The following is a 22413-nucleotide window of genomic DNA, read 5'->3' on the forward strand; positions in this document are numbered from 1 at the left end:
GTCCCCGCAACCAAACAACAAACGGCCCGCTCCTCGCGGGCCGTTTTTGTATTCGGCTGGGGTGGCATGGGGGCCGGCTGTTCATCCTTGCTCGCCGGATCGGGCAGGATCGCCTTGCGCCAATTCCTCCAAATAAGCACGCAGCGACCGCGGCTCCCGGCCCAAGATCGCACGTAGCGTCAGTGGGTTGCCGAGCAGGCCGTGGCGATCGTAGTGATCGAACATCGCCCGCAAGCCGGGAGGAACATCGCCGAGCACATCGGGATCGCGGCGCTCCCTAACTTCATGGCCCAGCACATCGCTCATCAGCGCAGCGACATCGAGGCGGTTAAGTTGCCCAGGTGCGCAGAGCTCGAACGTTCCAAAAAGCAGCCGCTCTTCGGTCAGGGCTATCGCGGCGACCTCGGCGACATCGCGATAGTCGACCAGCGAAAAGCGTGTCCCGGACGACCAGGGCTCCGCAAGCACGCCCTCTTTCACGACTTTGGGCCAGAATGCCGCGTAGTTCTGGAAGTAGCGCGCCGGATGGAGGAACGTATATTCCAGGCCGGAGTTGAGAACCGCCTCCTCGACCGGCGCTTTGGCGACATGATTGACGAGGTCCGAAAGCACCGGATGGATCACGGCCGAGAACACGAACCGGCGCACACCGGCGTCGATAGCGGCCTCCACGACTTTCTTTCCCACATCAGCCTCGGCGGGAATGAAGGCTGGGGCGATATAGAAGACGGCGCCCACATCCTTGAGCGCTGCATCCAAAGCTGCACGATCGCGCAGATCGCCGATGGTAACCTCGGTTGCGCCGTGACGGCGTACCAGTTCAGCCTGCTCAGGCTTGCGGACGAAGGCACGGACGCGCGCGCCCCGAGCGGCAAGGGCGGGAATGACGCTGCCCGCAAAATTTCCCGCTGCACCGAAGGCGAGAATCATCATGATCATGTTCCTGTGCGTTTCGTGACGATCACGGATCTGTCCGGGCACCAGTGGCCCTCGACCCAATCTGGTTCCCGCGACCGGGATGTCACCTCCCCGCCGGCATATTTTTCGGGTAAGGCTTCAACAGGCCGCATAAGATGAGTTGGCGCGAAGGCGCGCCGCGTTCGAATGGTTTCGTGTTTCTTCGCAAACCCATTTGTGGGTAGACTCGCCCCGGCTTTTTGCTGACGTGCATTAACGTCCGAAATCTCTGCAAATATTCGCCCTTGGCGATCTCGAATGAACGCAACCAAACTGACGGAGACAAAGATGCGGCAAGCGCTGATCGTATGGGGCGGCTGGGAAGGGCATGAACCCGAAGCCGGCGCGCGCGCCGTCAAAGCGATGCTCGAGGAAGAAGGCTTTGCCGTGCGCGTCGAAAACACGACGGCAGCTTTTGCCGATCCGGCGATCGGCGATCTCAGCCTGATCGTGCCGATCTATACCATGTCCAAGCTCACCAAGGCCGAAGAGGCGAACCTGACCGAGGCGGTCGAAAACGGCGTCGGCCTCGGCGGTTATCATGGCGGCATGGGCGACGCTTTTCGCGAATCAACGAACTACCAGTTCATGTGCGGCGGCCAGTGGGTCGCGCATCCCGGCAACATCATCGACTATCACGTAAATGTGGTGCGGCGCGACGACCCGATCATGCAAGGCATCGAGGATTTCCCCTACCGCTCCGAACAGTATTACATGCATGTCGATCCATCCAACGAGGTGCTGGCGACCACCACTTTTTCCGGCGACCACGCGCCGTGGATCGACGGCGTCGTCATGCCGGTGGTGTGGAAGCGCCGGCACGGCAAGGGGCGCGTGTTTTATTCCTCGCTCGGTCACGTGGCCTCGGAGTTCGAGGTCCCGCAGATGCGCACCATCCTGCGCCGAGGGCTGGCGTGGGCGGCGCGCTGAGCGACCGGCTCAAGGTCGGCTAAACACTTTCGAGATAGGTCTCGATCTCGAAGTCGCTGACGTTGAGCGCGAAAGTGTTCAGCTCCTGGCGCTTGCAGGCGACGAAGGCGTCGCGCAGCACGTCCGGGAAGATTTCGGCGACACGCTGGCCCGCCTCGAAGGCGGCGATCGCCGAGGCCCAATCCGGCGGCAGCTTGGCGAGCGTCAGCCCCTGGCCTTCGCCGCCGGTCGGCTCACCGGGCGAGAGCTGGCGCTCGATACCGATCAAGGCCGCGCCGAGAATCGCCGCCAGCACCAGACAGGGATTGGCGTCGGCGCCGGAGACGCGGTGCTCGATGCGGCGTGCGGCCGACGGGCCACCCGGAATGCGAATCGCCACCATGCGGTTTTCATAACCCCAGGCAACGGCCGTCGGCGCATAGGATCGCGGCCGCAGCCGGCGGTAGGAATTGAAATGCGGCGCGAACACCAGCGTGCTCTGGGCCATCGCGGCAAGCAGGCCGCCAACCGCATGGCGCATGGCATCGGAACCCTGATCCGAGCCGTCGTCGAAGATGTTGCGGCCTTGCCTGTCGAGGACGCTGAAATGGACATGGAAACCGTTGCCGGCGCGCTCGCCATAGGGCTTGGCCATGAAACAGGCGGCGAAGCCATGCTTGCGGGCAATGCCCTTGACGGTGCGCTTGAAGAGCACGGCGTCGTCCGCGGCGCGCAGGGCGTCGGGCACATGGTTGAGGTTGATCTCGAACTGGCCGACGCCGTTCTCGGCGATCGCGGTGTCGACCGGAATGTCCTGCATACGGCAGGCTTCGTAGATATCGTGGATGAAGGCTTCGAAATCGTCGACCTCGTCGATCGAGAGCGCCGCGTCGGAATCGAGGCGCCGCCCGGTTACCGGCGAGACCGGTCCGACAGGCCGCTGCGACGTCGGGTCGACAAGGTAGAATTCGAGCTCGGTCGCGGTGACGGGCGTCAATCCTAGCGCGGCATACCGGTCGAGGATGCGGGCCAGCGCGCGGCGCGGATCGCCAAGGTAGGGCGCGCCGCTGTCGTCCGCCAACCAGACCGGCAACAGCGCCGTCGGGTGTGCCGTCCAGTTGACCGGCAATATGCCGCGCCCCGTCCAATGGCAAAGCCCGTCGGCGTCGCCGGTCGAGAACACCTGGGCATTGCCTTCGATGTCCTCGCCCCATATGTCGAGCCCGATGGCCGAGTAGGGCATGCGCAGCTTGCCTTCGAGCGCCTTGCGCGCCTGCTCGACCGGAATGCGCTTGCCGCGCATGATTCCGTTCAGGTCGCACACCGCCGCCCGCAGGCTCTGGATGTCCTTCCTGCTGTCCAGCCACTTCAAAACGTCTGCAATCGCATCGCTCAATTTCCAGCCCCTGTTTTTCTGGGTGCTGTAGCCCTGCCGGCTACGATATCCAATTTTCGGCTTGTGAGTTCGTGAAGGCCAACGCGGCTGCTGCCGGGCGATTTTCCTTCATCTTTTCAAATCATTAGCCGGGATATCGGGAGGCATTTCAGGTCCACATTGTGCGATCTGCGATCGCAACATAGCGGCCCGATCGGCGAAAGCCAAGCCGGATTCGGAGGCCCGCCTGGCTGTCAGTGGCGCAGTTCCGGAAATTTCACCTGGCCGAGGATGTGGGTCGCGCCCTCGGCGATATCGCGCACGATCGCGGCCCGCGCCCTTTCGCCGTCATGAGCCTCGATCGCCGCCACGACCTCCTCGTGATAGTCGATGCCGAGAATGCCGGCCAGGTCATCCTCGAAACCGATGTGCAGATTTCGTAGGAATGGGCCGACCTGCATCCATACCGTCTCGATCAGAAAGATCATCTGCTCGTTGCCGCAATGGCGGTAGATCGAGAATTTGAAGTCATAGTTCTTGCGCAGATAGTTTTCGATCCCGCCGCCGCGGGCGGCTTCGGTAAGTTCGGCGCAGTGGCGCCGGATCGCGCGCAGATTGTTGCCGTTGATGAGTTTTGTCGCGAGCTCGGTGGCCGTGCCTTCCAGGACCGTGCGCACGGCGGTCAGTTGCTGGAAGCGGTCGGCGGAAATCAGCGGCACCTCGACGCTGCCGTTCGGCATCGGGCTCAGTGCCCTCAGCGCCTGCAGCCGCATGAAGGCGCTGCGCACCGGCATGTCGCTGGTGCCGAGCTCCTTGGCGAGCTTGCGCGAGGTCAGCTTCTGGCCGGGCCGGAGCTGCCCCGACATCAAGGCCCGCACGAGCTCCATATAGACTTTCTCATGCAGCGGAACGGTATCGACAGCGGTCAGTCCGAATTGCGATTTGTCGGCCATTGGCGATGCGCTGCTTCACTCGTCTTGAAATCTGTCTCGTCACCTGATCCGCCGCCGGGATAGCTGGCCGATCATTTCGGCCGCACGATAGACGCTCAACGCGAACCGCCGCAAGGGCGGCGGTCGGCGTTGCTATCCGATCCGTGCGTCGATGATCTCGACGAAGCGCGCGAAGAGACCCGCCTGCGACTTGATCTTGAGCTTGCGGTAGATGTTGCGGCGGTGGACCTTGACGGTCCCCGGCACGATGCGCAGCGCCCTGGCGATCGATTCCGTGGAGTGGCCCTGAAGCACCAGGTCGACGACCTGCTTTTCGCGCGAGGTCAAGGACAGGCTCTTCCAGATATGCGCCCGGTCGAGCTCGTTTGTCGGCGCGACGGTTTCGCCGGAGGGCCGGGCCACAACCTCTTCGGCAGGCAAAGCGGGCCAGCGCTGCCTGCAGAAGCCGATCACCGCCGGCGCCATGTCGCGCAGCAGCCTGGCATCCGCCGTTCCGAACGAGCCGGTGGCGCGCAGCCGCATCAGCGACAGCACCAGCGCGTCCTTGCCGGCCAGCGGCACGAAGAAGCCGACCTCCTCGGCAAGTTTGGTCTGGCTGTAATAGGAGCGGTAATATTCGCTGGCATAGAAGCGGTCCGGCGCGAGCTCGCGCATGCGCCAGAAACCCTCCTTGCGCTCGACCGCGGCGTGGTGGAATGGGTCGAGCAGGTAGGGCCCTTCCTGGTAGAGCGCGACGAAGATGTGGCTCTCCGCCGGAGAGAACGTGTCGAACAGGAGCGGCGGCCTCGCGGCACCCCGATAGCCGAAGATCACGCAGTGATCGAAACGGACATGTCCGCTGAGCCAGCCGACGATCGCCCTGCCGAAATGGTCGCCGGTCTCGCGCGACGCGGCGATCACGGCGGCCAAGGCGTTGTAGTCGTCACTGCGCGAGGCAGCCATTCATACCCCTCTAAACGATAAAATCGGCTAAATATACCACCTGCGAGGTATATACCAGGTGCATTGCCTCTGCTAGCGTCAAGGCATTGCCTCACGCTGTCGCTGGAGCCTTGGCTTGACTGCAGTGCCCGATATCGAATTTCGCGCGGTCACCAAGCGCTACGGCGCCATCACCGCGGTCAGCGGCATCGACCTTGCCATCCCGCCTTCAGCTTTCGTCGCGCTGCTCGGGCCTTCCGGCTGCGGCAAGACGACCTGCCTGCGCATGATCGGCGGCTTCGAGCAGCCGAGCGAGGGCCAGGTGCTGATCCGCGGCCGCGACATGGCCGGTACGCCGCCCTACCGGCGGCCGGTCAACATGGTGTTCCAGCAATACGCGCTCTTCCCGCATCTCGATGTCGAGGAGAACATCTCCTACGGGTTGCGTCAGGCAAGGCCGCGCCTGTCGTCGCGCGAGATCGCCTTAAGGGCAGGCGAGGCGCTTTCGATGGTGCAGCTCGCCGGTTATGGCCGCCGCAAGATCCACGAGCTGTCCGGCGGCCAGCAGCAGCGCGTGGCGCTCGCCCGCGCGCTGGTCAACAAGCCGGCGGTGCTGCTGCTCGACGAGCCGCTGGCGGCGCTCGACAAGAAGCTGCGTACCGACATGCAGATCGAGCTGCAGAACCTGCAGCGCGAGATCGGCATCACCTTCGTGCTGGTCACCCACGACCAGGAGGAGGCGCTGTCGATGAGCGACTTCGTCTGCGTCATGAATGGCGGCCGCGTGGTCCAGCTCGGGCAGCCGAGCGAGATCTATGACGAGCCGGCCGACCTGTTCGTGGCCGACTTCGTCGGCAAGACCAATCTTCTCAGCGGCAAGGTGGCCGGACTCTCGGGTGACCTCGTCGATGTCGCGCTCGCCGATGGCACGGTGATTTCGGCGCGCAAGCGGGTGCCGCTCGGCCGCGGCGAAGCCGTCTCCGTCAGCCTGCGGCCGGAATCGCTCAGCCTTTCGGCGCCTGGGGGCGGTGTCTTGAAAGGCATCGTGCGCAATCGGATCTTCCTGGGCTCGACAGCCGAATACGCGATCGAAGTCCAGGGCATCGGATCGCTGCTCGCCAAGGCCGATCACGTGATCGGCCAAGGCAATCTGTTCAAGCCGGGCGAACCCGTCGCCATCGGCTTTGCCGTCGGAGCGCCGCTGGCGTTTCCGCACGCCAACAATAACGGGACCAACCAGAGGGAAGACCAACATGCCGAAATCCTATCGTGACGGACTGCCGATAAGCCCCGATAAGTTCGTCGACCAGTTGATGCGTTTGAAGCGCGGCTCGATCAGCCGGCGCGACTTCCTCGGCCTCACCGGGCTCGGTGTCGCCACCGCCGTGATGGCGCGTGAGCTCGGTATCATGCCGACACCCGCCTTCGCCGCCGAGAACCTCGGCGACCGCATGTCGATCGCCACTTGGCCGAACTACCACGACCCGCAGACCTTTGAGAACTTCAAGGCGGAGACCGGCGTCGCCGTCGAGGTCAATGTCTTCGGCTCGAATGAGGAGATGCTGGCCAAGCTGCAGGCCGGCGGCTCGGGCTGGAGCCTGTTCGTGCCCACCAACTACACCATCTCGACCTACAAGAAGCTCGGCATCATCGAGGCGCTCGACATGGCCAAGCTCGGCAATTTCGACGGCAAGTCGGAAGATGCGCGCTTCACGGCGGAAGGCACGATCGACGGGACGATCTATGCCGTGCCGAAGAACTGGGGCACGACCGGCTTCGCGGTCAACACCAAGAAGCTCGCCAAGCCGATGTCGAGTTGGAAGGAGTTCTGGGACACGGCCATGGCGGAAGGCGACGGCCGTACCATGGTGCATGACTATCAGCTCACCACGATCGGCAATGCGCTGAAATATTACGGCTATTCGTTCAACTCGCTGAAACAGGACGAGCTGGCCAAGGCCGAGGAACTGCTGCTGAAGGTCAAGCCGCATCTGTTCGCGGTGTCGAGCGACTACCAGCCGGGAATGCGCGCCGGCGATGCCTGGATGACCATGTGCTGGACCAATGACGGGGCACAGCTCCATCGCGATATTCCCGAGATCGCCTATGTGCTGGGCAAGGAGGGCGGCGAGATCTGGACCGACTTCTACGCCATCCCGAAGGACGCGCCGAACAAGCCGGCCGGCTATGCGCTGCTCAACTACCTGATGAACCCGAAGGTGGCGGTGAAGGAGCATCTGGCCAATGGCGCCCCCTCGACCGACGCGCGCGTCAACGCGCTGCTGCCAAAGGAAGTGCTCGACAACCCGATCCTCTATCCGGCGGCCGACCTGTTGAAACCGCTCGAATTCGGCGCCGCCGCGACGCTGACCGATCCGGGCCGCGCCGAGCTTATGGCGCGCTTCAAGTCGGCTTGAGCGGGACCGGCAACAAACCAGAACCAGGCAATGCGACCGGCGGACGAGAGTCCGCCGGCTCCCAACCGGCTTTCCCGATGCGCCGCACTCTCTCTCGTAAAAATCTCGTGACGGCGCTGCTGCTCGCCCCGGCGACGCTGTGGCTGGTCGTATTCCTGGTGTTGCCCTTCGTCGCCATCGCAATCTTCAGTGTCGGCGAGCGGGCGCCGGAGGGCGGCTACCAGGCCGCGCTGACCTTCGCGCAATACGCCAACCTGCCGGCGCGAGCGACCGCCTTCTGGAACACGATGGTGCTGGCGCCCGCCGGCGCGCTTGCTTGCCTGCTCGTCGCCTATCCCGTCGCCTACTACCTGGCGCTGCGCGCGCCGCATCGCTGGCGGCTGATCCTGCTCGCGCTGATCGTCATCCCGTTCTGGACCAGCCTTCTGATGCGTACCTATGCCTGGATGTACATCCTTGGCGGGCGCGGCATCCCGGCTTTGCTCGCCTATGTCGGCATCGAGGATCTGAGGCTGATCAACACCCCGGGCGCGGTGCTGCTGGGCATCGTCTACGGCTATCTGCCGCTGATGATCCTGCCGATCTATGTCAGCCTGGAACGGCTTGACCGGCGGCTGCTGGAGGCCTCCGCGGATCTCGGTGCTACGCCGCTGTCGACCTTCCTCGGCGTGACGCTGAGACTGTCGCTGCCCGGCGTCATGACCGGCTTCTCGCTGGTGATGATCCTATTGCTCGGCGAATATCTGATCCCGACATTGCTCGGCGGCGGTAAGGTGTTCTTCATAGGCAACGCGCTGGTCGACCTCTTCCTGCAATCGCGCAACTGGCCGTTCGGATCGGCCATCGCCATCACGCTGGTGCTGGTCTCGGTGGTGGTGCTGATCGTCGCCAATCGCATCTCGACCCGGCTCTCGGGCGCACGCCGGGTGGACCTGATCTGATGCGCGCCTTCGTCGTTGCCGTCTTTGCCTTCCTCTATCTGCCGATCGCGCTGGTCGTGCTGTTCTCCTTCAACGCCGGCCACCACGCCAGCGAGTTCACCGGCTTTTCGGTGCAATGGTACGGCAAGGCGCTGTCCAATCCCTTCCTGGTCGAGGCGCTGAAGAACAGCCTGTTCATCGCCACCACCAGTGCCTTGCTCGCGGCCCTCTGCGGGACGGCCGCGGCGCTCGGGCTGCAGCGCGTCGGCGCGCGGACCCGGGCTCTGTTCGATGCGCTGCTGGGCGCGGCGATCGTCGTGCCAGGCGTCGTCATCGGCATCTCGACGCTGGTGGCGCTGGTGCAGCTTTTCGCCGTCGTCAATCCGTTCCTCGCTTCGCTCTGGCCGACAGACCAGCCGCCGCGGCTTTCGCTGGGCTATGGCTCGATCATCGCCGCGCACGGCCTGTTCTCGATGGCGCTGGTGACGATGATCGTCGGCACGCGGCTCGCGAGCCTCGACCGCAATCTGGTCGAAGCTTCGAGCGATCTCTACGCCACGCCGCTGACGACGTTCCGCTCGATCGTGCTGCCGCAGATCATGCCGGCGGTGATCGCGGGCTTCCTGCTCGCCTTCACCTTCTCCTTCGACGACTTCATCATCGCCTTCTTCGTCGCCGGCGCTCAGACGACGCTCCCGATCTATGTCTTCGCCTCGATCCGGCGCGGCGTGACGCCTGAGATCAACGCCATAGCGACGATCGTGCTCTGCGCGTCGGTCCTGCTCGTGCTGCTGGCGCAATGGCAGCTCGGCCGACGGAAGCCATCGCCTTGAGAGACCAATCCATGATCTTGAAAGACCGTATCGCCATTGTCACCGGAGCCGGATCTGGCATCGGGCGCGCCGGCGCGATGATCATGGCGCGGGAAGGGGCAGTCGTGGTGATCGCGGACCGCGACCCGGCGGCCGGCGAAGCCACCGCTTCGGACATTCGCGAAACCGGCGGCCGCGCCGAGGCCGTCGCCACCGATGTCGGCAATGATGCAGCCGTCGAGGGCCTCATCGAGGGAACGCTCGGTCGGCATGGCCGGATCGATATTCTGCACAGCCATGCCGGCATCCAGGTGGGCGGCACGCTGACGGAAGTGGGCACCGACGGCATGGACGCTTCGTGGCGCATCAATGTGCGGGCGCAATTCCTGGCGGCCAAAACCGTCATGCCGGCGATGATCGCGCAAGGCGGCGGCGTCATCCTCAACACGGCGTCCAATTCCGGCGTGTTCTACGACCGCGAGATGATCGCCTATGCCACCTCCAAACACGCCGTCGTGGCGATGACCCGGCAGATGTCGCTCGATTATGCCAAGCACAATGTGCGCATCAATGCACTCTGCCCGGGCTGGGTCGACACGCCGTTCAACGAGCCGTTCATCGCGCAGATGGGCGGGCGCGACGCGATCGAAAATTATGTCCGCACCAAGATCCCGATGGGGCGCTGGGCGAGCGCGGAGGAGATCGCGGAGGCCATTCTGTTCCTCGTCTCCGATCGTTCGTCCTTCATGACCGGACAGGCGCTGGTGGTCGATGGCGGCGAGAGTATCGGCTGAGGAGCGCTTGGCAAACCCCCTACCGGTCGTTGGGATTTCCGAATGTCGGATCGCGGCGCCGCGAGTAGGTGTCGATGCGCGGCAGATCGTCGGCGAATTCCAGCCAGGGCAGCCGAAGGCGCCAATAGGCATGCGCATGCGGCTTGAACCGCTCCGGATGATCGAAGAAGCCGATCGTGACATAGAGTTCGTCGCTCAGCCCTTCGTCGCGATACGTGATCGAGGTGCCGCATTTCTCGCAGAAGGTGCGAACGACACCTTTCGTTCTCGAGAAGCTCCGGGGTTGGCCGCGCATGAAGCGGAACTGGTCCGGCCGGTAACCGACCCAGATGGTCAGCGGGCTGCCAATCGCGCGGCGACAGTCATCGTCATGATCGAAGCAGATCCAGAACGGATCGCCCTGCATCTCGGCGGCAACCGCTCCGCAAAAACATGCGCCCGTATCGCTCCTGCTGTCCATCTGATCGCTCCTGGTTGCTTCGGAAATCGTTCTGTCGGCATGCGGCGCATATGGGAACAGCACAAGCAGGCAACCGGTTCCCTCCGCCTGTTTGGGCCAACACCGGGCAGCGGTTTCATGCGCAGGCTTGCGCTGCGGGCAACGATCGGCCAAACCATGCCAGGTTCTCGACAAGGCTTGTCATGCGAGCGGTAGAAAGGCTTTCCCCCACCCGGCCGTTTCCAGTTGCAGCCGCAATGGTGTGCGCTTTGGCGGAGCGCCGCTGATCATGCGCTGCTGCCGCCACGAGAACCTGCAGCGCGCGGAGGAGACCAAGGTCGGCTCGCATGTCGTTCGCGACGGCTGGACCGAAGGGGTGCAGGGCGCGCTGACCCGGCCTTCGGCCGGTCAACAGGCGGGCGCCCGTCCTCGGATAACGCAGCTTAGATAACGCCCCTACCGGAACGGACATGCCCGCCGAAGCGATCTCTCCTTCGTATGGACATGACCAATGCCTGACAATCTGAACACCTCATTTCCCGGCGCGGACACGCAAAGCTGGCTGAAAACGCATGCGATCAACGAAGTCGAGTGCTTCGTGCCGGACGTCAACGGCGTGCTGCGCGGCAAGACCTTGCCGGTCGCCAAATTTCTGAAGTCGCTCGACGACCGCGCGCTCTATCTGCCGAGCAGCGCCTTCCTGGTCGCCATCGACGGCCGCTATTCCGGCTCCATCGACGAAGGCTTCGCCTACCAGGATCCGGACATGCGCATGGTGCCGGACGTTTCGAGCCTGTGCCTTGCGCCCGGCAGCGCCGGCAAAGCCTACGTTTTCGCCGACACGTTCCACATGGACGACCGGCCGTGGATGGCCTCACCGCGCCATGTGCTGAAAGCCGTGCTTGACCTTTATGAGCAGCGCGGCTGGCGTGCGGTGATGGCGCCGGAGCTCGAGTTTTATCTGACGGCGCTCAACCCCAACCCCGATCAGCCTTTGACCGCACCGGTTGGGCGCAACGGCCGGCCGGAAAGCGTGCAGCATCCTTACGACATGCAGGCGATGGAGGAATTCGAAGCGGTGACGCGGCAGCTCTATGAGCATGCCGCCATCACCGGCTTGCCGGTGGAGACGCTGATCCACGAATCCGGCACGGCGCAGCTCGAGATCAATCTGCTGCATGGCGATCCGCTGACGCTTGCCGACCAGGTGCTGTTATTTAAGCGCCTGGCGCGGCAGATCGCGCAGGCGAACGGCATGCACGCAACCTTCATGGCCAAACCGATCGCCGCGCAGGCGGGCAGCGCAATGCATCTGCACATGTCGATCGTCGACAGGAAGGGCGAGCCTTTGTTTGCCGGCGGAGACGGCGAGGACAGCGAGATGTTCGCGCACTTCATCGGCGGCCTGCAGAAATATATCCCTGAAATCATGCCGCTGTTCGCGCCGCATGCGAATTCCTACCGGCGCATCCGGCCCGGCCACAGCGCGCCGGCCAATATCGAATGGTCGCACGACAACCGCTCCTGCGGCCTGCGCGTGCCGCTGGGCGGCCGCGCCGCGCGCCGCATCGAGAACCGGCTGCCGGGAGCGGACGCCAACCCCTATCTCGCCATGGCCGGCTCGCTGATCGCCGGCTATCTCGGCATCGAGGAGAAGCTTGCGCGTTCGGAGGAGGCCTTCGGCAACGCCTATAAGAGCAAGAGCACACTCCCAAAGACGATGGAGGAAGCGCTTGACCGTTTCGCCGATTGCGAGCCCGTGCGGGCGCTGCTCGGTGAGGATTTCTTCCAAACCTATCTGCGCGTGAAGAGCGTCGAGCTCGACCTGTTCCAGAGCGTCGTGACGTCCTGGGAACGCGACCATCTGCTGCTCAAGGTGTGACCATGGCTTCGCGTTCAACAGGTTTCAATTCCGGTCTCGACATCGACAAGTCTTATTATGTCGCCACCGCCAATCCGGCGCCCGACCATCCGGCGCTTGCCGGCGATGTCGAGGCCGATCTGGTGGTGGTTGGCGGCGGCTGCACGGGTCTGTCGGCGGCGCTGCATGCGGCCGAGCGTGGTCTTAAAGTGGTGCTGCTCGAAGGCGGCAAGATCGGCTGGGGCGCCTCGGGCCGCAATGGCGGCCAGATGATCCCAGGCCTGCGAAAGGGCGCCAGGGGCCTGGTCAGAAGCTTTGGGCCGGAACGGGCAAAGGCGCTGTTCGATCTGGCCTTCGAGGCGCGCGGGCTGGTGCTCGATATCATCGAGCGCCACGGTATCGAATGCGACTTGCGCCAGACCGGCCATCTGGTCGGCGCGGTCAGCGCTTCGGATGTGCGCGACTTTGAAGAAGAGGCCGAATGCCTCGCCAAGGTCATGAACTTCACCGATGTCAAGATTCTGTCGGCGGCTGAGGCGCGGCAGATGGTCGACACACCCTATCAGGGCGCGGTGTTGGAGCGGCTCGGCGGCCACCTGCATCCGCTCAACTACACGCTCGGGCTTGCCCGCGCCGCTACCGCCGCCGGCGTCGTCATCCATGAGAACTCGGTCGCGGTGCTGCTGGAGCGCGAACCTTCCATCCGGGTGTTCACCGACGAGGGCTCGGTTCGCGCCAGGCATGTGGTGTTGGCCGGCGATGCGCTGCTGAAAGGGTTGGAGCCGCGTGTCAGTAGCCGCATCATGCCGGTCGGCAACTACATCGTCGCCACCGAACCTTTGGGCGAGCGCAATCTCATCCCGGCCAATGTGGCCGTCTCGGACACACTGTTCGTCGTCAATTACTACCGCATGTCGGCGGACGGACGCCTGCTGTTCGGCGGCGGCGAGCGCTACACGCCGTCGCCGCCGGCCGACATCGGCGGCTTCGTGCGGCCGCATATGGAAAAGACCTTTCCGCAGCTCAAGGGCTGCCGCATCGATCATGCCTGGGGCGGTCTGGTGTCCATCACCACGTCGCGCCTGCCGCATGTCGGCCACTATGGGGAGGTCTATTTCGCGCATGGCTATTCCGGCAAGGGCGTCATCCTGTCGACGCTGTCCGGCAAGCTCTTGGCGGAAGCGATCACGGGCGATGCCTCGCGGCTCGACCTATTCTCGACTTTGACGCCGCTGCCGTTCCCAGGCGGCACGGCGCTGCGCGGTCCGCTCAATGTGCTCGGGATGTTGTGGTATGCGATGCGCGATCGCTTAAGGCACTAGGGGTCCATCGATATTCAGGTGAGGCCGGCCTGCAAATGGCGGCTTCCTGCGCTTCCGGTGCTCACGTACTTCAAGTACGCTCCGCTCCGGCCTACGCCGGTTCTCGGAAGCCACCACTTTCGGCTCGGCCTGACCTGAATCTCGACAGACCCTGGGCTGGCTTTCGTATCCCTGGGGTGGCTATGTCTGCACGCCAGGGACGGAATCCCGGGAAGGAAGAGCGATGAACATCGAGCCGGGCCGACTGACCAAGAAAGAGCGCCATGAGCTGATCCTGTCGGAGGTTCGGCGCTCGGCCTCGATCCGCATCTCGAAGCTTGCGCGCCGCATCGGCGTCGCCGGGGAGACCATCCGCCGCGACCTGATCGAGCTTGCCGATGCAGGGCTCATCAACCGTACCTATGGCGGCGCCACCATTTCACTGGTGACGTCGGAACCGGTGATTGCTGAACGCGGCCTCACAATGGTCGAGGAGCGGGCCCGTGTCGGACGAGGTGCGGCCGGACTGATCGAGAAAGGCAGCATCGTGATGATCGACGGCGGATCGACCACCTATGAAGTCGCGCGCAGCCTTTCGCAACACGGCCGGGACCTGACGATCATCACCAACTCCGTCGGCGTCGCCTCGGTGGCCGGCGCCAATCCGGGCTTCCGCGTCATCCTTTGCCCCGGCACCTATGACAGCCGCGAGGCGGCCGTACTTGGCGAGGACACAGTGGAATTCGTGCGCCGCTACAATGCCGACGTCGCCATCATCGGCGCCTCGGCGCTGAATGCCGAAGGGCCGAGCGACATGATCTCGGGCGCTGCGGCGGTGAAGCGCGCGATGATGGCACGGTCGCTGTCGACCATGCTGGTCGTGACCAACGACAAGTTCGGCCGCAGCGGCCTCGAACGCGTCTGCGCGCTGAGCGAGATTTCCGATGTCGTCACCGACAGCGAGCCGGCAGCCGAGATGCGCGCGGCGATCGACGAGGCAGGCGGCGAGCTGCACGTGTTTGCCGAGAGCTGAATAGGTTAAGCGTCGCGGTTTGTCAGCGCGATATGGCAGCAGCCGGAGCCATGACCCGGCGTCCAGGTGACATTGGAGAAGCGCACGCCGGTTGCCTCGAACAGACCGCGGTCGAAGGCGCCGGCGATGCGGCAGAGCGTGGCGAGTTTCTCCTCGCCGACGCCGGCCTCGATCCAGGCATCTTTCAGCGGGCAGCGCTTCACCTTGAAGGCGATGTGGCCAGGCCCGCGCTCGACATCGGTCGGATACATGCGCCCGCCATCCGGACTGACCGCCAGAAAGGCGTCGCCGATCGCCGGCGCATCATTGGGGCCGAAAGCGGCGAACGCCGCAGCCGCGACTTCCCGGCCGCGCTTCTCGATGGTGCGGATCATTAACGCCTCGGCTTTCTCGGCGCCAAGCTCGGCGGTCAGCTCGTCGAGGAAGAGACGATAGAGGTCGGCCCGGTTGCGGAAGGCGGAGTCGAGCTCGCGCGACAGTATTTCGGCTCTGGCTGCTTCGGGATCGGTCATGCTGTGTCCTGATTTTGTCGTTTGGCCATGATCTGTCCGCAAACCGGTTCCCACTTTGGAGGATCATGGTCGGTTCCTGGTCAATCTTGGCGTCGCCTCGACCAGCGCCTTGCCGATCGCCGATTGCGGGTTGGCGATGACGGCGCGGGCATCGCCGCTCTCGGCGATCCGGCCGGCGTCGAGGATGACGACGCGATGCGCCACGGCGCGGATAACGCCGAGGTCATGCGAAATGAATAGATAGGCGATCCGTTCCTGCCTTTGCAGGTCGAGCAGCAATTCGAGGATCTGGCCGCGCACCGAGACATCGAGCGCCGACATGGCTTCGTCGAGCACGATCAGCGACGGCCGCGTCGCGATGGCGCGGGCGATCGCCACGCGCTGGCGCTGGCCGCCGGAAATCTCATGGATGGCACGAGCCGCGAGGCCGGTACCGAGGCCGACGCGCTCCAGCAGTGCCGCGATACGGCGCGGGCGCTCTGCACGTGAGGCAATGCCATGGATGCGCAACGGATCGTCCAGCACGCGCGCCACGGTGGCGCGTGGATTGAAGGCTGCGAGCGGATCCTGGAACACCATCTGGATGCGAGCGCGGCGCGCGCGCAAAGCGGCGCCGGATAGCGCGAGGAAGTCCGCGCCTTCGAAGTCGACGCGGCCGGCATCGGGCTCGATCAGCCGCAAAACCAGCCTCGCGATCGTCGACTTGCCGCTGCCGGACGGGCCGGCGAGCGCCAGCGTTTCTGCACGGCCGATCTCGAATGACACGTCGTCGACCGCCGCGAAAGGCTTACCGCCACGGCGGTAGCGCTTGGCGAGACTGGAGACGGCCAGCACGGTCATGCCGAGGCGCCTTGTCGGTCAAGCAGCGGCTCGGCGTCGAGGCCGAGATGAGCGGCCAGCAAAGCGCGCGTGTAGGTGTGGCGCGGCGCGTTGAGAATTTGATCGGTCTCGCCGAGTTCGACCAATTCGCCGTGGCGCAGCACCGCGATGCGATCGGCAAGCGTGGCGGCGAGCGCGATATCGTGGTTGATGAAAAGCAGCGTCATGCCGTCCTCGGCCACCAGCCGGCGGATCAAGGCGACGATCTCGGCCTGCACGATGGTGTCAAGCGCGCTGGTCGCTTCGTCGGCGATCAAGAGTTTTGGTCCAGCGGCGATGGCGGCAGCGATGGCCACGCGCTGCTTCTGGCCGCCGGACAGCTGGTGTGGGTAGACGTGGAGGACGGCCTCGGGGTCGGGAAGGCGGACGCGGTCGAGGAGGGTTTTGGCTTGGGCGAAGGAGTCAGGCCAGCTGAGGCCGAGATGGGTACGGACGACTTCGGCGATCTGCTTGCCGATTGGCATGACCGGATCGAGGCTGGAAGAGGGGTCCTGGAAGACGAAGCCGATGTCGCGGCCGAGGAGGGGGATGTTATCGCGAGGACGAGAGGGCTGGCGCTCTACGGCGCCCCCCTCTGTCCTGCCGGACATCTCCCCCTCTAGAGGGGAGATTAGCTCGTGATCTCCGCCTTCGCCAATTTTCGAGGTCACAAGAGGAGAGCCGGCGACGGAACTGCCCATCTCCCCCCTTGAGGGGGAGATGTCCGGCAGGACAGAGAGGGGGGCCTTGGCGCCAGCGCTTGCCGGCAGGAACCAGTCTACCAGCCCGCCAATCTCGGCACCCCTCGCCAACAACCCCGCAACCGCCAGCGCCAACGTGCTCTTGCCCGAGCCGCTTTCGCCGATGATCGCCAGGCGCTCTCCGGTTTTCACATCCAGGCTGATGCCTTTCAGCGCCGGCGCCTCGGCCCTGTCGCGCCGATAGCCCACCGAAAGATCGCGAATCGAAAGCAGCGTGGTCACAACAGGCTCCTGCGCACCGCGGTGCTTTCCACCACGCCTTCGCCGGCGAGGTAGACGCCGAGCACGGTCAGCACCAGCGCGATACCGGGAACGACCGACAAAAACGGCGCGGTGCGCAGCACCGCGCGGCCTTCGGCGATCATGCCGCCCCAGGTGACGTGGTTGGGATCGCCCAGGCCAAGGAAGGAGAGCGCGGCCTCGGTGAGGATCGCGGCGGCCACGATCACCGAGGATAGCGCCAGCACCGGCGGCAGCGCGTTGGGCAGCACCTCGCGAAAAGCAATCTCCAGCGGATGCATGCCGATGACGCGGGCGCCGGCGACATAGTCGCGCTCACGGATCGACAGCACTTCTGCGCGGGCGACGCGCGCGGGTCCGGTCCAGGCGCCGAGCGCGATGGCCGCGACGACGACGCCGAGCGAAGGCCCGACGATGCTGACGAAGGCGAGCGCGAGCAGAAAGCTCGGCACGGTCTGGAAGGCATCGGTGATGCGCATCAGCACTTCGTCGATCAGGCCGCCGGCGAAGCCGGCCAAAGTGCCGATCACCGAGCCGATGAGGAGCGCCGCGGCGGCCGCCGCCAGTCCCACCGCCAGCGACGTGCGGGCACCATGGAACAGCTCGGCCAGCACGTCGCGGCCGAGCCGGTCGGTGCCGAGCGGCAGCGACCAGTCCTGGAACGGCGGCAGCAGCCCCGGTCCGGCGATGGCCTGCGGGTCGCCGGGAAACAGCAGCGGCGCCGCCAGCGCCACCACAATGAGCAAGGCCAGGATGATTGCGCCGGCGATTGCTTCCGGCGTGCGGAAGAAACGGCGCAGGCGGCTCATGCGCTTGCCTCGCCGGCGCCGACGCGCGGGTCGAGGACAGCGTAGGTGAGATCGACCAGGAGGTTGATGACGAGGACCAGGACCGCGCTCACCAGGATGATGCCGAGCAGCAGCGGCGTGTCGCGCCCGGCGACGGCTTCCTGCGCCAGACGGCCGAGGCCTGGCACGGCGAAAACGCTTTCGATGACGACGCTGCCGCCCAGCATCTGTGCCGATTGCAAGCCGAGCATGGTGACGAGAGGCAGGAGCGCATTGCGGGCAACATGGGCAAGCACGATGCGGCGGCGCGGCAGGCCCCTGGCGCGGGCGGCGAGGATAAAGTCTTGCCGCCAGGCCTCGGCCATGCCGGCGCGCATCATGCGCAAATAGAGCGCCAGATAGATGAAGCCGAGCGCCGACACCGGCAGCACGAGATGCATGGCGATGTCGGCGACGCGGGCAAGTCCGGTCTTGCCTGAAGCGATGGTCTCGATGCCGCCGATCGGCAGCCAGCGCAGGTCGACGGCGAAGACGACGATGAGTACCAGGCCGAGCCAGAAGCCGGGCACGGCATAGAGCGCCAGCGAGCCGATCGACAGGAAGCGGTCGCGGATGCTGCCGGGTCTCGCGCCGGCATAGATGCCGAGCGCCGAGCCGAGGCCGAAGGAGAGCGCGGTGGCACTGCCCATCAGGATCAGCGTGGTCGGCAGGCGTTCGAGGATGATTTCGCGGATCGGCCGCGAGAAGGTGACGGACTGGCCAAGGTCGAGATGCAGCAGCGCCCAGAGATAGTTGGCGAGGCGCGTCAGCTCCGACTGGTCGAGGCCCCAGCGGTGGCGCAGCAATTCGATCATGCCGGCATCGCCGCCGGTCGAGACGATATAGGCGTCGACCGCGTCGCCGGGGGCGGCTTCGAGCAGCAGGAAGCTGCCGATGACGACGATGAGGAGCACGAAGACGCTGCCGACGACGCGGCGGCGCAGGAGGCGGAGGGCGCGGGTCATGGCGAAGCCTGGTTGAGGCCAAACCACGGACGTTGCGCTCTACGGCGCCCCCCTCTGTCCTGCCGGACATCTCCCCCTCTAGGGGGGAGATCGGCTTTCGCCAATTTTCGACGCTGCAGAAATGAGCGAGGCGCGAGAACTGCCAATCTCCCCCCAAGAGGGGGAGATGTCCGGCAGGACAGAGGGGGGCGCGAAGGAACTCTCATTCTCAAAGCTGAGCACCCCGGCAGCCGATCCGCAAGGAGATCAGCCGGCCAAATAGGTGTCCGCCCAGTTCGATACTGCCCAGCGCGGGTTGTTGGCTATGTTGCCGACCGTATCGCGGGCGACGGAAATGAAGCTCCACTCCGCCACATTGATCAGCGGCAAATCGGCCGCCACCTTCTTCTGGAACTCCTTGTAGAGCTCGGTGCGGGCCGCTGTATCCAGCGTCTCCGATGCTTTCGCGATCAGCGCATCGAGCTCGGCGTTCTTGTAGCCGCCCTGGTTGGAGAAGGGCACGCCGTCGGGAATGCCGCTCTGCACCAGGATGGTGGTCGAGATCGCCGGGTCGCCGCGGAACACCGGCGGGCCGACGGCGAGGTCGAATGCGTGGTCGGTATAGACGGCCTTGATGTGCGCGGCGGAGTCGTTGTTGACAATCTCGGCGTCGATGCCGATCGCTGCGAGTGCTTGGCGCAGATAATCGCCGAACTGCTTCGTCTCGTTGAAGTAAGGCGCCGGCAGCAGCTTCAGCGCGAAGCGCTTGCCGTCGTCGGCGCGCTTGTAGCCGGCTTGGTCGAGCAGCGCATTGGCCTTGGCGACGTCGAAGGGATAGGCCGGCACGTCGGCGGTGTAGAATTGCGGATCGTTCTTCGGCACCGGGCCGGTTGCGGTCGCGGCGTAGCCGAGGAAGATCGTCTTGACGACGAAATCCTTGTCGATGGCATGCGCGATCGCCTGCCGCACTTTCAGATCGGCCAGTTCCTTGCGGCGGTGGTTGATCTCGACGACGAGCTGGTAGGTCAGCCCCTCATAGCCCTTGGTGATGACCTTCAGGCCTGGCACCTTGGAAATGCGGTCGAGGTCGGCGAGCGGCACGGCGGAGAAGGCGGCGAGCTGGATCTCTTCCGCCTCGAGCGCCGCGGCGGCGGATGTGCGATCAGGGAGCACCTGGTAGACGATCTCGTCGAGATAGGGCTCGTCCTTGCCCCAATAGGCGTCGTTCCTTGTCAGCCGGTAATATTGCCCCGCCTTGTATTCGGCGAATTTGAACGGACCGGTGCCGACCGGCGCATTGTTGGCCGGGTTCTCCTCGATCTTGCCCACCTCATAGAGGTGCTTCGGCACGACGCTCGACAGCGCCGGCAACGCGTTGCGGATCAGCTGGAACGGCGTCGGCTTGGCGAATTTGAAGATTGCGGTGAGCTCGTCCGGCGTGTCGACGGCCTCCAGGTCCTTGAACACGGTGCGGCCGAGATTTTGCAGCGGCTTCCAGATCTGCAGCGCCGAGAAGGCGACGTCGGCCGAGGTGAAGGGCTTGCCGTCATGCCATTTAACGCCGTCGCGCAATTTGAAGGTCACCGACAGGCCGTCGGCCGCACCTTCCCAGGAAAGCGCGAGCCGCGGCTGAAGCCCGTCCTTGCCGTCGAAGGCGGCTTCGGCCAGCGTCTCGACGATCTTGCTGGAGATGAAGAAGACGCCGTTGGAGGCGACGATCGCCGGATTGAGGTTGCGCGGCTCGGAATCCGCGGCGACGATCAGCCGGCCGCCCTTCTTGGGCGTCTGCGCAAGGCCGATCGTCGGAAGCGCGGTGGAGGCCAGCAGCAGCGCCGAGCCGGCCAATAGGCCGCGGCGTGAAATCGTCAATTCGGACATCGCTCAAACTCCCCTCTTCGCGCCGTGGCAGGCGCGGCAGTCCGGTGATTATGGCCCTTGGCAAAGGTTTCGCCAGAGACGGATTTGGCGCATCATGGCTTGGCTTTGAAATTTCCGTCCGCTGGACCAGCCAGCCGACGGAGGCTCTCATGCTCTTATCTGGTAGGACCAGATTACAGACAGCCCGATCGGGATTTGGGCGGAAACCGGCTTTGGCGGGAAAGTGATCAATTCTGGCTGGACCAGAGTGGCCAAAAAGATGCAGATTTGGCCAACAGCCATACATCATGACTTTCGGCGCTCCTGCGGCCGACAAAGATAGGGAGAGGCAGATGAACATCGCTCCGGGCAAAACCGAGGTCAGCAATGTCCCGTTCGATCAGGCGCGGGTGGATCGGCTGATGGAAGAGGCCGGCATTGACGTGCTGTTCGCCACCTCCAAGCACAACACGCAATATCTGCTCGGCGGCTACAAGTTCATCTTCTTCGCGGCGATGGATGCCATCGGTCACAGCCGCTATTTGCCGATCGTCCTTTACGAGAAGGGCGGGCCGGAACATGCGGCCTATATCGGCAACAAGATGGAAGGCGGCGAACACCAGAACCATCCGTTCTGGACGCCGACCTTGCACGCCGCCTGCTGGGGCACGCTCGATGCCGCCAATCTGGCGGTGGAGCATCTCAAACAGATCGGCAAGCAAGCCGCCCGCATCGGAATCGAGCCGGCCTTCCTGCCGTCGGATGCCTACACGCTGATCCGCAAGGCGCTGCCGGATGCAAAGCTGATCGATGCGACCGACATGCTGGAGCGCATGCGCGCCATCAAGACCGAGGCGGAACTCGAACAGCTGCGCATCGCCTCCGAGCTGATCACCGATTCCATGCTGGCGACGATCGCCTGGGCGCGCGAGGGCACGAGCAAAACCGACATCATCGAGCAGCTCAGGCGCGAGGAGACCAATCGCGGCGCGCATTTCGAATATTGCCTGCTGACGCTTGGTTCCAGCCACAATCGCGCGGCGTCCAGCCAGGCCTGGAAGAAGAGCGAGGTGATGTCGATCGATTCCGGCGGCAACTACCACGGCTATATCGGCGACCTCTGCCGCATGGGCGTGCTCGGCGAGCCGGATGCCGAGCTGGAGGATCTTCTGGCCGAAGTCGAGGCGGTGCAACAGGCGGCGTTTTCCAAGGTGAAGGCAGGCACGCTTGGCGGCGACATGATCGCGCATGCCGAGAGCGTTCTGAAGGCATCCAAGGTCGCGGCCTATACGGATTTCTTCGCGCACGGCATGGGGCTGATCACGCATGAGGCGCCGTTCCTGATGACCAATCACCCGGTCGCCTATGAGGGCACCTATGCAGCCAAGCCGCTGGAAAAGAACATGGTGCTGTCGGTCGAGACGACCATGCTTCACCCGACACGCGGCTTCATCAAGCTGGAGGACACGGTGGCCGTCACTGACGCCGGCTATGTGATGTTCGGCGACCGCGGGCGTGGGTGGAACAGGGGCGGGATTTCTTAAGGAGAAGGTCGGCGCTGCCCTCATCCGCCCTTCGGGCACCTTCTCCCCGGTTGCGCTACGCTATGCACATATCTTCCGTAACTGGCGTGAGTGATCGACCTGAGGCTTGATTGCCAGGTGGTTCCCCCAATCCGTCGCTGCTTCGCAGCGCCACCTTTCCCCCCTCCGGAGGGAAAGG

Annotated in this window: 22 protein-coding genes; 11 read left to right on the forward strand and 11 right to left on the reverse strand. The window is 64.6% G+C overall.

Going from position 1 to position 22413, the window contains the following annotated elements; translation table 11 throughout:
* Positions 1-81: 81 nt before the first annotated feature.
* The gene (locus LB523_RS28795) at positions 82-933 is read right to left on the reverse strand and encodes an NmrA family NAD(P)-binding protein (protein WP_224609509.1); all 852 of its coding nucleotides are present in this window, start codon (positions 931-933) and stop codon (positions 82-84) included.
* 312 nt (positions 934-1245) lie between these two features.
* Between LB523_RS28795 and LB523_RS28800 the strand changes: the two genes are divergently transcribed.
* A complete protein-coding gene (locus LB523_RS28800; RefSeq protein ID WP_224609555.1) occupies positions 1246-1887 on the forward strand; it encodes a ThuA domain-containing protein in 642 nt (213 codons plus the stop codon).
* Positions 1888-1906: 19 nt separating this feature from the next.
* Here the strand turns inward: LB523_RS28800 and LB523_RS28805 are convergent, their stop codons facing one another.
* The 3 genes from LB523_RS28805 to LB523_RS28815 form a co-directional block, all read right to left on the reverse strand.
* Complete coding sequence (locus tag LB523_RS28805; RefSeq protein WP_224609513.1) at positions 1907-3262, reverse strand: glutamine synthetase family protein; 1356 nt, start codon at positions 3260-3262, stop codon at positions 1907-1909.
* Between the two features lie 233 nt (positions 3263-3495).
* Positions 3496-4194 carry a GntR family transcriptional regulator gene (locus LB523_RS28810; RefSeq protein ID WP_224609516.1) on the reverse strand — a complete coding sequence of 233 codons (699 nt, stop codon included), beginning with the start codon at positions 4192-4194 and terminating at the stop codon, positions 3496-3498.
* Positions 4195-4326: 132 nt separating this feature from the next.
* A complete protein-coding gene (locus tag LB523_RS28815; RefSeq protein ID WP_224609519.1) occupies positions 4327-5136 on the reverse strand; it encodes a helix-turn-helix transcriptional regulator in 810 nt (269 codons plus the stop codon).
* 115 nt (positions 5137-5251) lie between these two features.
* On the opposite strand from LB523_RS28815, the gene LB523_RS28820 reads away from it, so the two are divergent.
* From LB523_RS28820 to LB523_RS28840, 5 genes are all read left to right on the forward strand, one after another.
* Positions 5252-6388: an ABC transporter ATP-binding protein gene (locus tag LB523_RS28820; protein WP_224609522.1), complete on the forward strand. Its 1137-nt coding sequence runs from the start codon at positions 5252-5254 to the stop codon at positions 6386-6388.
* Positions 6369-7532: a PotD/PotF family extracellular solute-binding protein gene (locus tag LB523_RS28825; RefSeq protein ID WP_224532099.1), complete on the forward strand. Its 1164-nt coding sequence runs from the start codon at positions 6369-6371 to the stop codon at positions 7530-7532. Before LB523_RS28820 ends, LB523_RS28825 begins: the two co-directional genes overlap by 20 nt.
* Before the next feature lie 77 nt (positions 7533-7609).
* Positions 7610-8473, forward strand: coding sequence for an ABC transporter permease (locus LB523_RS28830; RefSeq protein WP_224609525.1), 864 nt, complete (start codon positions 7610-7612; stop codon positions 8471-8473).
* Positions 8473-9285 (forward strand): ABC transporter permease, encoded by an 813-nt coding sequence (locus LB523_RS28835; protein WP_140845079.1) that lies wholly within the window; start codon positions 8473-8475, stop codon positions 9283-9285. The genes LB523_RS28830 and LB523_RS28835 overlap by 1 nt, the downstream gene beginning before the upstream one ends.
* Before the next feature lie 11 nt (positions 9286-9296).
* The gene (locus LB523_RS28840) at positions 9297-10058 is read left to right on the forward strand and encodes an SDR family NAD(P)-dependent oxidoreductase (protein ID WP_224546146.1); all 762 of its coding nucleotides are present in this window, start codon (positions 9297-9299) and stop codon (positions 10056-10058) included.
* 19 nt (positions 10059-10077) lie between these two features.
* Here LB523_RS28840 and LB523_RS28845 read toward each other — a convergent pair whose 3' ends face one another.
* Positions 10078-10518 carry a GFA family protein gene (locus LB523_RS28845; RefSeq protein WP_224609528.1) on the reverse strand — a complete coding sequence of 147 codons (441 nt, stop codon included), beginning with the start codon at positions 10516-10518 and terminating at the stop codon, positions 10078-10080.
* A gap of 268 nt (positions 10519-10786) precedes the next feature.
* Between LB523_RS28845 and LB523_RS28850 the strand changes: the two genes are divergently transcribed.
* The 4 genes from LB523_RS28850 to LB523_RS28865 all read left to right on the forward strand — a co-directional run bounded on the left by LB523_RS28850 (position 10787) and on the right by LB523_RS28865 (position 14692).
* A complete protein-coding gene (locus LB523_RS28850) occupies positions 10787-10948 on the forward strand; it encodes a hypothetical protein (protein ID WP_176477134.1) in 162 nt (53 codons plus the stop codon).
* Between the two features lie 60 nt (positions 10949-11008).
* Positions 11009-12379, forward strand: a complete 1371-nt coding sequence (locus tag LB523_RS28855) for a glutamine synthetase family protein (protein WP_224609531.1) — start codon at positions 11009-11011, stop codon at positions 12377-12379.
* Between the two features lie 2 nt (positions 12380-12381).
* On the forward strand, positions 12382-13680 hold the full coding sequence (locus LB523_RS28860; RefSeq protein ID WP_224609534.1) for an NAD(P)/FAD-dependent oxidoreductase: 1299 nt from the start codon (positions 12382-12384) through the stop codon (positions 13678-13680).
* A 223-nt stretch (positions 13681-13903) separates the two neighbouring features.
* Entirely contained in the window at positions 13904-14692 is a 789-nt protein-coding gene (locus tag LB523_RS28865) for a DeoR/GlpR family DNA-binding transcription regulator (RefSeq protein ID WP_224609537.1), read from the forward strand.
* Positions 14693-14697: 5 nt separating this feature from the next.
* Here the strand turns inward: LB523_RS28865 and LB523_RS28870 are convergent, their stop codons facing one another.
* The 6 genes from LB523_RS28870 to LB523_RS28895 all read right to left on the reverse strand — a co-directional run bounded on the left by LB523_RS28870 (position 14698) and on the right by LB523_RS28895 (position 20712).
* Positions 14698-15204: an L-2-amino-thiazoline-4-carboxylic acid hydrolase gene (locus LB523_RS28870; RefSeq protein WP_095769187.1), complete on the reverse strand. Its 507-nt coding sequence runs from the start codon at positions 15202-15204 to the stop codon at positions 14698-14700.
* Positions 15205-15267: 63 nt separating this feature from the next.
* Positions 15268-16044, reverse strand: coding sequence for an ABC transporter ATP-binding protein (locus tag LB523_RS28875; protein WP_224609540.1), 777 nt, complete (start codon positions 16042-16044; stop codon positions 15268-15270).
* Entirely contained in the window at positions 16041-17045 is a 1005-nt protein-coding gene (locus tag LB523_RS28880; RefSeq protein ID WP_318012003.1) for an ABC transporter ATP-binding protein, read from the reverse strand. Before LB523_RS28880 ends, LB523_RS28875 begins: the two co-directional genes overlap by 4 nt.
* A complete protein-coding gene (locus LB523_RS28885) occupies positions 17042-17872 on the reverse strand; it encodes an ABC transporter permease (protein WP_224609543.1) in 831 nt (276 codons plus the stop codon). Before LB523_RS28885 ends, LB523_RS28880 begins: the two co-directional genes overlap by 4 nt.
* Complete coding sequence (locus tag LB523_RS28890) at positions 17869-18855, reverse strand: ABC transporter permease (protein ID WP_224609546.1); 987 nt, start codon at positions 18853-18855, stop codon at positions 17869-17871. The genes LB523_RS28885 and LB523_RS28890 overlap by 4 nt, the downstream gene beginning before the upstream one ends.
* A 246-nt stretch (positions 18856-19101) precedes the next feature.
* Positions 19102-20712, reverse strand: coding sequence for an ABC transporter substrate-binding protein (locus tag LB523_RS28895; protein ID WP_224609549.1), 1611 nt, complete (start codon positions 20710-20712; stop codon positions 19102-19104).
* A 332-nt stretch (positions 20713-21044) separates the two neighbouring features.
* On the opposite strand from LB523_RS28895, the gene LB523_RS28900 reads away from it, so the two are divergent.
* On the forward strand, positions 21045-22235 hold the full coding sequence (locus tag LB523_RS28900; RefSeq protein ID WP_224609552.1) for a M24 family metallopeptidase: 1191 nt from the start codon (positions 21045-21047) through the stop codon (positions 22233-22235).
* Positions 22236-22413: the final 178 nt, after the last annotated feature.

This window comes from Mesorhizobium sp. ESP-6-4 (assembly GCF_020164735.1).
Taxonomy (GTDB): domain Bacteria; phylum Pseudomonadota; class Alphaproteobacteria; order Rhizobiales; family Rhizobiaceae; genus Mesorhizobium.